The sequence below is a fragment of the Succinivibrio dextrinosolvens genome, assembly GCF_900116345.1.
GTDB lineage: Bacteria > Pseudomonadota > Gammaproteobacteria > Enterobacterales > Succinivibrionaceae > Succinivibrio > Succinivibrio dextrinosolvens_B.
Genome location: NZ_FPAH01000065.1, coordinates 1 through 11,227 on the forward strand (window position 1 = coordinate 1; position 11,227 = coordinate 11,227).

Consider the following 11,227-nt stretch of genomic DNA (forward strand, 5'->3'; position numbering starts at 1 on the left):
AACTTGGACAGTGAGCTCAAATTTTGGATATAAACTCGACTTGAGATCTACACCATAAAGCTGATGTGGTACTATAAACATGACTTTTTGTCAGCCACGGTCTCTTTTTGTCGGCGAAAACAAAGGGGGAGACCGTGGTTAATCCTCAATTCACATATACAAACCAATTCAACAGAACATAATTCTGTACCTCATAACTAAAGTTTAGAAAATTTTTAGACAGGGATTTCCTAATGGTGCTTGTTGTGAATATTTTTGATGATCAAAGACAAGATCAGTGAGGCATAGAAAAAAAGATCAGTGGTGCAAAATTACAAGATCATCCACATAACATCAGTGAGAGAATCATCAACTCTATTAGCAACAATAGCATCACATTTTAATTTAAACTCATTTAAATCAGGTATAACACTACAGCCATAATAATTTAAAACACCTGATAGGGTTGGCTCATAAATAACTACAGTAGCCCCTTTATCTTTTATGCGTTTCATAACGCCCTGAATGGATGATTGTCTAAATTTATCAGAATTACTCTTCATGGTTAGACGGTATATTCCTATAACAACATCTTTCTCAATCTTATTCTCAGATTCTGCTCGAAGATCGTTATAGTATCCGGCTTTTCTTAAGACTCTATCAGCAATAAAATCCATTCTGGTTTTGTTAGACTCAACAATCGCATAAATAAGATTCTGCGGAACATCCACATAGTTAGCAAGAAGCTGATTGGTATCTTTTGGTAGACAGTATCCGCCGTAACCGAAGGAAGGATTATTATAATGTTTGCCTATTCGAGGATCTAAACATACTCCATTAATTACATTATTAGTAGATAAACCTTTAAGCTCACAGTAGGTATCAAGCTCGTTAAAATATGCAACTCTCAAAGCAAGATAAGTATTCGCAAACAGTTTAACTGCTTCAGCTTCAGTGTAATCCATAAAAAGAGTCTCAATATTATCTTTAAGAGCTCCTTCCTTAAGAAGCCTAGCAAATAAATACGCCTCTTCAGTTGATTCATCATCACATCCAACGATTATTCGAGAAGGATAGAAGTTGTCATACAAAGCTTTACTTTCTCTTAGGAATTCAGGGCTGAAAAGAATCTTTGCATTTGGATACTTATTTTTAAGTAATTTTGTATATCCGACAGGTATAGTACTTTTAATTACAATACAAGCTCCAGAATTAATTGATTGAACCTGTTCCAAAACAGATTCAACTGCACTGGTATCAAAGAAATTTTTGTAGGGATCGTAATTGGTTGGCGTTGCGACAATAACAAAATCAGCATCTTTGTATGCAGATTCCCAATCTGTTGTCGCTGCAAGATTGAGAGCTTTTGAAACAAGATATTTTTCTATATATGCATCCTGAATTGGACATTGTTTGTTATTTATTTGATTAACCTTATCAGTGACAATATCTACAGCAGTTACTTTGTGATGCTGAGATAGCAAAACAGAAAGTGATAAGCCAACATATCCAATACCTGCAACAGCTATTTTAAGATCACAATATTTCGTCATTTATAATACTTAATTCTTTATTTAATAAAATAAAAATTGAAGTCGTTAGAGTTAATTTCGCAAAAAAAACTATATACTGAATTTATTATCAAACTAATTCTGATAAGTAAGCACACTGCAAAAAATATAAACCAATATCCCGCTAAATTCAGTCTGATACAAAAAAAGCCTTTTTAAACAACAGAACATTGGTTAACAGATAAAAAAGTGTACTGTATCTTTATTCATGATAACTTTCAGTTTGGAAATGCCTTTTTTTGTAAAACGTAAAAAGCATGAGGAACTACATAATCAATATAATTATGATATACGATTTCTAATTTATATTTTTGAGCAACTTCATGAATATCTTCATAAGAATATCGATACAAATACTCACTAGGTCTTCGATCCTCTTCATTTTTATTCCAATCTTGAGTACAAAACTGATTCTTTGGAACTTTATTATATGATTGGTCTATTACATAAAATATTAGATAACCATTGTTTTCTAGGTAGGGAAATGATTGTTTATAAAAAGCTCAATACCATAATCAGGAACATGATAAATCCAATTAATTCCTAGTATTAAGCTATATGTTTTTTTAGATTCAAATTAGAACCATCAGCGACCAAATAAAACAATATCTGAATTGAGATATTTTGAAAATTCTTTTGCTACTCTTATTATGTTACTGTAAAGATCATATCCACTAAGATTTCTAAATCCCATCTTATAAAGGTGATATAACATATCACCAGCTCCGCAGCCACTTGCAAGAATAGATGTATTTTTTTCTACATTATCAACAATCCATTTAAACGGAAGACAGGCATGTTGTCTCGAAAAAAATTCTTTAAAAGCATAAACATACCAATTAGGAGCTTCATTAGATTTTATTATTGAACAGAATTCATCAATTTCAGCTTTAGAAAAATAATTATTTGATTCACTCATTTTGAACCTCTGAATCGACTATATTTAAATAAAATATCATATGTAAAAACAGCCAAATAATACAAAGGTCACAAAATACCAAAGCATAAAAATTATTATGGTGGATATCCAAAAGAGAAAAGTTTTCAAAGAGTTAAATCGAATCAATTAAATGAGTGAAAGATGGTGGCTAAGAAGTAATTTTTAGGTAATAATACGTCATTTCATCATATCCTTTTAAGAACTTAGCCCTCAAGAATATTTTGATGTTGATATTTTAAAAGTAATCTCTGTTTAAAAAGGACAATATGTAAAACAGGATCTAAGTTAAAATATATAAGAGAATAATACGTTTTATATAATCTTTGTATATTATTTATCTGTTGTATCTTTATAATTGATATATACAATTTTTTCTTTAGAAATACCTTTTTTTAATAAAAAGTTAACTATAGACTTTCTTGTCTCTGGATTCATTACAGTGATAACTACATAATCAAAGGATGCTCTGTTTATTATTTCAGGATTAAAGATAAATCTGGAATTAAATTCTGCATAATCAGCATCGTATACCCCAATAATACGATAATCACAAAAAAAATTAACAAAATATTCTTCTCCATAGGGACCAAAGCCATATATAACAATTTTTTTATTTTTATCTATATTATTTGAAAGAAATGTCTTTGCATTTTGGTCGCAGAAAGTAACTAATAATTTGGTTTCAATAAAGAAAAATCTATACTTAAACAAATTATAAAAAAAAGAACAAATGCACATAAAAAAACCTTAAATACAGCTTAATATGATGATTTTATAGCGACATTAAAATGGATCTATTTATCATAGATAAACTAGTCAAATTAGAATTAACTAACCAGATATATATAAAAAAAAATAAGATCTCAACTGATTAAAAAACTACTTAGTTAACAAGAAATATAATTTGTATTCTCTATTAAATCTTTTCAAAAAATTACTTATTTTAGGAGCTTGAATAAGCCTAGCTAACGTTGTTGGTCTTTTATTTTTGTAAGTTGTTAGTATTTTTTTTACATCTTCTGAACAGTTTATCTTTGTGAGAACAGCGTTATTTTTATCAATAATTGGCTTAGGATCAAACTGTATACTTGTATAACCAATTCGTGAGACGTAATCCATAATTCTTTTTTTAGTAATAAAATTCAAATCGTTAAAAAAAATAGGAGAATCTCCTTGAGAGACATATCTATCTTTATTTTTTTGAGGAGAAATAAAAGGATTCCAAAATTTTTTATAATGACCTTCGTAAAAACTGTCATAATTACAAGTTGCTATATAGGCTTTTCCACCCTTTTTCAATATCCTATGAATTTCTTGTAATACCTTATATGGATCTCTAACATGTTCAAGGACTTCTAAAGAGTACACAAAATCTATGCTATCTGAAACAAGAGGAATATCTTCTCCTGCACATTGAACGGAATTGTACGGGAAAGAAGGATTGTCTTGACTAAGTATTTCGATGCATTCCTTTAGTTTAGAATATGAATTTTGACAAGGTTCAACTCCAAATACGTTTGCATCAGATAAAGCTTTTGTACAAATACAACTTGAACCTATTCCAGAGCCAATCTCCACGATGTTGCTGTAACTATTTATATCAAAAAAAGAAAGGATTCCATTCATCCGATCCATACATGATTTAAAATTTAAATAAATATTTACGTAAGAAGAAAACAAATCATCAGAAATTTCACTTGTACATTCTTTTGAGAATTCAACTACATTTTTAACCAATTCAGAAGATATATTAATTATATATTCATTTTCTTTTTCATTAGATAAATATTCTGTATTCATTATTTTTCTCTTATAAAATATATCTAATTTACTATTCTTTAAATTTAAATAGTTACGTTCAATCAATTTGAGTATTTACTAAAATTGATTTTAAATCGAATTAATTATTCTCTGAATTTTCCTATTATAAAGAGATAAAAAGATATAACTGAACATGAATAAATAAAATTATGCAAACTGATATTAACACAGTGAAGAATTATAAGTAGCGCCTGTAATCATACTTATTAACAGATTTACAATTAGAATCAAAAAAACAGACATTGTTCAGAAATTTATTTATAAAACATCAGTAGTAAAAGTATTTATTTATGAGCTCTTTTCTAGTGATATATACCGATACTAGAATTATCTATTTCATTTTCAAATTTATTTACCTGTTTTGAACTTTAAGATGTCACAACCACAGTTGAAGATTTTACTATTTAACACAACATCATCTGCTAGCAACTACTTGCCAGAATAGACGTTTTTTTTTGAAACTGATAAAAAGACATAAATATCTTTATTTTGCAAGAGAAATTATAGAATTATGAAAAGACTTGTTAAGAAGAATTTAGACTAGTTCCATAAAGCTTATATAATACACAGTAATTACATGAATTATTATTTTCATAGTTATAAAAAATTATAAATAATTTACAAATATTATTTTTTCTAAGGATATTCCTTTATTCAGAAGGAAATTAACAACGTTATTTTTAGCATTTTCATTCATTACTGTAACTATTACATAGTCAATTGAATTGCTATTTATTATTTCAGGATTGCTAATTGGACCTACTATATATTTGAAATTCAAATCAAAAATATCTATTATTTTATATAAAGAAAACAATTTTATAAAATATTCTTGACCATAAGGGCCAAAACCATATATATAAATTCTCTTTCCTGGGCTAATATTTCTAGATAATTGAGTGTTTTTAATTACCTCTGTATAGCCACCTAAGTACTTTATTTCAAAGTAAAATAACTTGTATTTCTTTAAATTAAAAATAAACGAAGTAAACCTATTTAAAATAAACATAATAATTCTTAAACTTAATACAGTAAATTTTATTAAACTATACCTAAATCAGTATTTCAAATTTATTAAAAGTTTCACAAGCCTCAGGACTATAGATCATTTTCCATTCTGAGGCGTTTTCTTTCATTCTACCCCTAAATTTCCCCAAAAATCTTCATTCTTCAGCAAGCAACTCAAAACTTATCTCAATTTCTATCAAAAATTAACCTTAGTTCTTTGCCAAATTGGTGAATTTTATTTGTTTTCTTAGTCCTTTTGTTGCACGGACCATATAAAGAGGTGATTTTTATGAAGGTTCCTGAAGAGATTAGAAAGGTTAAAAGACCTGTTAATACGATTGTTGAAGACTCAGGTAGAGAGGGTCCAAAACGTTATTCTGTTCGTCAGAGAGGCGTGGTTAAGTATGTTCCTGGTAAGAATCCCCAGCCTCATAATGGTAAGGTGATAGGTCACATCATTGACTATAAGTTTGTCCCTGTTGAAAACACTCATCCATCAGATGAAGCCCCCAAAATGCTTTCATATGGTTCTGCGGCCTTGGCTAAATCTGTTTGTACAGACATTGTTGATGACTTGTTATCCATCTTCGATCCAACTATAGCTTATTCAATAATGGCTCTTGCTCTCATACGGGTTATAAGACCTTCCACGCCTTTAAGCAGAGTATCTGCCCATTATTACCGAACCTTTACCAGTGTTTTCTTTCCTGGTGCATCTGTATCCTTAAATTCGCTTCACAAGCTTGTTGACTACTTAGGAAAGAGCGAGGATGGGAGAAAAACATTCTTTTTAAAGTATCTAGGAACTATTTGCATCTTTTTCAATAAAACCGCATAAAATATACTTACTCCAGCATTTTAATGTCATTGGAGTAAGCATTTATGAGTTCAATTCCACTTCAGCTATCTAAAGAAGTTGAAACAAAAATTATCAATGAGCTAACCAACACCCGCAGTTCATCTTATCAGGTTGCATTCAGATACAAATTAAGACCTCAGACAATAAATCGTATTGGTATTCAATATATTGGTAAGAATAATTTTGAAAAAAGAGAACAGCTCATAAACAGTGAACTTGATTCCCAGATCAGGTCACTTTCAGCTCAGGGCTATACCGGAGCAGAAATAGCAAAAGAGTTAGGTCTTTACTCCAGCACCTGTTACAAGATTATTGCAGGTAAGATTTCTCTGGTAGAAAATTCCCCTTCACATGATGATTCTGTAGAGATTGTTTCCCTGGATGATGACCACACTGAATCCCAGCTAAAACAGGTGCCAATGAACAGTGCAAAGGCCTTGCCTGCTGTTGATGAATCAAAAATAATCAGACCAGAGCTACCAGCTGAAGATTCAAAATCACAAATAAGCGACCATTCCGCTTCAAAAGCTCCAGTTCTTAATGAACGCAAAGTTCTAAATCAATTGTCAAACACGGTGCGTCTGTACTTTAATGGCATAAGGATCAATTACAAGTAATTGTTAACTTTTTAGTACCTAGCTCCACCCCCGCATAAATAGTACGATCTTAGCAAATTATTAGTTTGCTAAGGAGTCACTATGAGTAGCATAGATCCCGAGGTAGTCAAAAATATTGTAAAAGATATTACAACCTCACAACTGTCCTCGTACCAAATCGCCTATAAATTTCATTTGTCAAAGAATACTATTGACCGCCTTGGTATCTCTCATCTGGGTGAAGTTATCTACAACCAAAAAGAGAAACTAGCTTTTGAAGCTCTTATTGAACAAATCAAAGTGCTAAAAAATCAGGGATTCTCCGTAACTAAGATGTCTGAGCATCTGGGTATCTCCAAATCAACTATGTTTAAGATCGTTAACAGGTATGAGACTGATCGTAAGGAGCAGGTTCAGGTTATCTCAGTCGAGCATCCAGAGTCCAATCAGGAGATTTCTGAGCAGACTTCACTTCTCCCACTTATAAAAAATGAAGAGCCAATGAGGCGCAACAACTTTTACAGACACAACAGATACAGGAACAATGTCAACTCAGATTCTGATTACGCCCGAATCCAGTTGAATGGCGTTCAGCTGTCATTTAATCCCAAACAGCCACAAATCTGGGAGACTGTTAACAAGATTATGAGCTTGCTACAGGAGTAACCCATGTCAATATTATCATCAACAGGTAAGATTTTATTGGTTCGTGAGCCTGTCTGTGGCAGATTTGGCATTCATAAGCTTATGGCCATGATAAGCTCTGGCTCAATAGGTGTAAAGTGGAACGGGCTTGACATCTTATGTTACTTTTAACATAAGATGTCTTATGTTTAGAAAGAGTTATTGTTGAGTGACTTTGATATCTTATTATTTTCTCACAAGTTTATTTATTTTTTCTTAACATAATATTATTTACTTTTCAAATCAATTAATTATTTTCAGTTTTATTCTCTTTTATTGCTTTTTCAGTTGAACCAATCAATGCTTTTCTTAGATAAGTAATTGTCACCTGCAAAAAAAGGAGAAAAAAGTTATGGATATAGCTGAACTAAAAAAAATAATTGATAAAACAACTGTCATTGATTCATTATCAGTATATTCATTAAATTGCTATCGAACCTATTGGAGAAAGCTTTATGAATGGCTTACTGCTAATAATATATACAATTTTGGTGAAACAGAAATTCATAAATATCTTGAAGAAACGATTTATAAAACTGAATATTCTTATGCTGAGTTATCAAGAAAACAAAAGACTATAGCTTTATCCTGCAACGCATTAATAAACTATATAAATACAGGAAAAATAGGACGTAAGAGTTTTATCCAACCAGTTGATTTTGATGCTCAAAATATAGGGAATGAAGTAAAATATTATAAAGAATTTCTTCAATCTGTTTCCTTTAGAATTAAACCTCAATCTACTCGTATATATAAATATGCATTGAGTATTTTGTACAGATATTGCTTAAATCACACATTATCTCTCTCCGAACTGAATTATTTTCACTTATCTAGATTATTTGACGGTTCTAATCTCAGCCATAAAACTATCTACAATTTAAAACTATATATAAAAATTTTTCTACAGTGGCTTTTTTTCAACTCTTATACAACACAAGATTTATCAATATTTATTCCACGAGAAAAATATATAAAAGAAGAAAGACTTCCGACAACTTTCACAGATAACGAAGTTAAAGCAATTCTGAAATGTATCGACCGAGGAACCGCTTTAGGCAGGAGGGATTTTGCGATTTTACTTTGTATTGCAGCTTATGGCTGGAGGATCAGCGATATTGCTCAATTAAAACTTGAGTATATCAACTGGCGAAATCAGACCATTTCTTTTAATCAGGTAAAAACAGGAGAACCAATCCATACTAAGCTTGAACCATTAGTATTCAACGCTATAGTTGATTATATTCAGCACGGCAGGCCTAATGATCAAGAGTATGACAAACTTAATAGTGGCGAGCTATTCCTTTTGCTATCTGAAGGAAATATTGGAAAACCATTACGTCCGCATACAGTTGAAAATATTTTCTATAAATATATACGTAGAGCCGGGATCTCTAATTTATCAAATCGCAGGCATGGCTGTCATGCCTTAAGATTTTCCCTAGCAACCAGGATGATTGAAAACGGTGCAGATATTAGAGATGTTAAGGTGGTGCTTGGACATAAGGATAAATCCATAACTTTTAATTACGTAAAATTGGATATTTCTAGACTTAAGCAATGTAATCTGCCGATGGTACCTTGTATTTCTCCATTTTATAGCGATTTAAAGAAGGTAAATTAACATGGAAAACATCGCCCACTATCTTGAAAAATTCTCATCTGTATTGTCACCAGAAATACTTGAATATCTAAAAATAAGGGAAAAATCCGGATATACGATTAGAACTCTTATATTCAAATTACTTGCGTTAGATAGATTCTGTAATGAGCGACAGCTGAAAGAAAAAATCTTTACCCGTGAGGATGCAGAAGCATACAGACTGTTACGTAATCATGAAGCATTGTCTACCAGATATAATAGAGTTTGTGCAGCCAAGCTATTTTTTGAATGGCTACTGTTACGCGGATATCAAGTTATTCCTCCTCGTAATGTTTCAAATCAGAAGCAAATTTATTTTATACCTCACATCTATACAGAAGAGGAACGCATCGCATATTTTAATGCGGTGGATTCCTACGAATATGGACAGGCTGGACGCTGTGCCATCATTATGCCATTACTATTCAGACTGTTGGCCTGCAATGGCTTGAGGTTAGGAGAAGCTTTGTCTATTCGTAAATGTGATGTTGATTTAGACACTGGAATAATAAAACTAAGTAAAACCAAGAACGGAGCAGAACGTTACTGCATCTTAAATGACGATCTTCTTTCTCTAATGCGCTCCTATGCCAGCAAAACCTTTTATCAAATTAAAGATCATGATGCCATTTTCTGGGGACTTAAAGCATTAAATAATAGCGTTAGTCAGGGAACAATTCACAGCTATCACGTTGAATTTCTGCATAGAGCTGGAATTCCATACAATGGAGAGCATAAAGGACCTAGAGTTCATGACTGGAGATGGACTGCTGCAGTCATGAGCTGTAAACAACTTATAGATAGTGGTAAGGATATGCATAATTCACTTATTTACCTAGCACAATGGCTCGGTCACAGTGATGTAAGTTCTTGTGAATATTACCTGCGATACGCCACAATGCTTTTCCCTTATCTGTGTTCTAAGCTTGATGATACTCTAGAAAAAGCACTGAAATCATTAGGAGATAGTCTGGAGGTACCAGAATATGTTGACTGATTTTAATCTGCATATACAGAAATTCTTTACAGAGTACCTGCCTAAAGATAAAGGGTACTCTCCTAAAACAATAGAATCCTACAGCAAGACATTCTCTCTATTCTTAAAATATATAAGAGATTATGAACATATACTGATTGAAAATATGACCATAGCCCTGCTTACAAGAACACTGGTAGAAAAGTTCATTCGTTATCTTGCAGAGGAAAAGCAAAACAGTGCTGCCACACGAAACCAGAGAAAAGCAGCTATTGTCAGTTTTATCAATTATCTTGAATATGAAATCGTAGACTATCAGCAGCAGTATGCGGAAATTAAAGCCATCAGAATAAAAACTCCTATCCATCAGGCTCCTAAATTTCTGAGTTCTGAGGGGTTAGAAGCGTTTATTCATGAAGTAATAGAAGAACCTAGAAATAGGTTGCGAAATCTGCTGATTATTTCTCTCATGGTAGGTGCTGGTTTAAGAGTTTCAGAAGTAATCAACCTCAGGCCAAAAGATATTAATTTGGGGAATCCTGCCTCTATGGTAATTATCGGAAAAGGAGCTAGATACAGAACAGTGCCATTGCAGAAGCAGATCGTACAGAAAATAATAATCTATATGAAACAGACTGGCTTAGAGCATCCTGCTAGAAGAGAAGAATATCTATTTCTGAATCAATTTGGACAACCTATATCTAGACATGGTGTTTATAACCTTGTAAAAAAATATGCAGAGAAAGCAAGAATAAAAGCGCCTGAACTAATTCCTGATGAGGTGACTCCTCATATGCTGAGACACACCTTTGCTACATTAAATATAGCCAATGGTGTAGATCTTATCTACGTTAGAGATTTGCTTGGTCATAGCAGTGTGCAGATAACCGAAAAATTTTATATTGGACATTATAAGAAAGTAAGGGAGGCAAATACAGTTGCGGAAAGCTTGTCAAAGATTACTGATGGAGAAAATTTTACTAATTTAGAAAAGATAAATAATAAAGATGAAAACACATTGAATTTTTTAGAAAATTTGACTAAACGTAGAGTAAATTAAACTGTTATGTTGAGTAATTTTGAATAAAACTAAAAAAATAAATAAGATATCAAAGTCACTCAACAATAACAATTTCTAAACATAAGACGAA

At 31.7% G+C, this 11,227-nt stretch carries 12 protein-coding genes; 7 read left to right on the top strand and 5 right to left on the bottom strand.

The features are described from left to right. Positions 1-311: 311 nt before the first annotated feature. The 5 genes from BM308_RS12495 to BM308_RS12515 form a co-directional block, all read right to left on the bottom strand. Entirely contained in the window at positions 312-1,532 is a 1,221-nt protein-coding gene (locus BM308_RS12495) for a nucleotide sugar dehydrogenase (RefSeq protein WP_074945658.1), read from the bottom strand. Positions 1,533-2,136: 604 nt separating this feature from the next. Beyond that, a complete protein-coding gene (locus tag BM308_RS12500; protein WP_074945660.1) occupies positions 2,137-2,469 on the bottom strand; it encodes a class I SAM-dependent methyltransferase in 333 nt (110 codons plus the stop codon). A 351-nt stretch (positions 2,470-2,820) separates the two neighbouring features. Then, on the bottom strand, positions 2,821-3,228 hold the full coding sequence (locus BM308_RS12505) for a hypothetical protein (RefSeq protein WP_074945661.1): 408 nt from the start codon (positions 3,226-3,228) through the stop codon (positions 2,821-2,823). A gap of 141 nt (positions 3,229-3,369) precedes the next feature. Beyond that, positions 3,370-4,290: a class I SAM-dependent methyltransferase gene (locus BM308_RS12510; protein ID WP_074945663.1), complete on the bottom strand. Its 921-nt coding sequence runs from the start codon at positions 4,288-4,290 to the stop codon at positions 3,370-3,372. A gap of 628 nt (positions 4,291-4,918) precedes the next feature. Next, positions 4,919-5,320, bottom strand: coding sequence for a hypothetical protein (locus BM308_RS12515; protein WP_074945665.1), 402 nt, complete (start codon positions 5,318-5,320; stop codon positions 4,919-4,921). 288 nt (positions 5,321-5,608) lie between these two features. Here BM308_RS12515 and BM308_RS12520 point away from each other — a divergent pair, with 288 nt between their 5' ends. From BM308_RS12520 to BM308_RS12545, 7 genes are all read left to right on the top strand, one after another. Further along, on the top strand, positions 5,609-6,157 hold the full coding sequence (locus tag BM308_RS12520) for a hypothetical protein (RefSeq protein WP_306706510.1): 549 nt from the start codon (positions 5,609-5,611) through the stop codon (positions 6,155-6,157). Positions 6,158-6,201: 44 nt separating this feature from the next. Further along, entirely contained in the window at positions 6,202-6,795 is a 594-nt protein-coding gene (locus BM308_RS12525; RefSeq protein ID WP_074945667.1) for a hypothetical protein, read from the top strand. 81 nt (positions 6,796-6,876) lie between these two features. Continuing rightward, positions 6,877-7,440 (top strand): hypothetical protein, encoded by a 564-nt coding sequence (locus tag BM308_RS12530; RefSeq protein ID WP_074945669.1) that lies wholly within the window; start codon positions 6,877-6,879, stop codon positions 7,438-7,440. A gap of 3 nt (positions 7,441-7,443) precedes the next feature. After that, complete coding sequence (locus tag BM308_RS13415; RefSeq protein WP_177214457.1) at positions 7,444-7,590, top strand: hypothetical protein; 147 nt, start codon at positions 7,444-7,446, stop codon at positions 7,588-7,590. A 220-nt stretch (positions 7,591-7,810) separates the two neighbouring features. Continuing rightward, positions 7,811-9,082 carry a tyrosine-type recombinase/integrase gene (locus BM308_RS12535; RefSeq protein WP_074945671.1) on the top strand — a complete coding sequence of 424 codons (1,272 nt, stop codon included), beginning with the start codon at positions 7,811-7,813 and terminating at the stop codon, positions 9,080-9,082. 1 nt (position 9,083) lies between these two features. Beyond that, on the top strand, positions 9,084-10,097 hold the full coding sequence (locus tag BM308_RS12540; protein ID WP_083425588.1) for a tyrosine-type recombinase/integrase: 1,014 nt from the start codon (positions 9,084-9,086) through the stop codon (positions 10,095-10,097). Then, the gene (locus tag BM308_RS12545) at positions 10,087-11,136 is read left to right on the top strand and encodes a tyrosine-type recombinase/integrase (RefSeq protein ID WP_074945673.1); all 1,050 of its coding nucleotides are present in this window, start codon (positions 10,087-10,089) and stop codon (positions 11,134-11,136) included. Before BM308_RS12540 ends, BM308_RS12545 begins: the two co-directional genes overlap by 11 nt. The last annotated feature ends 91 nt before the right edge of the window (positions 11,137-11,227 follow it).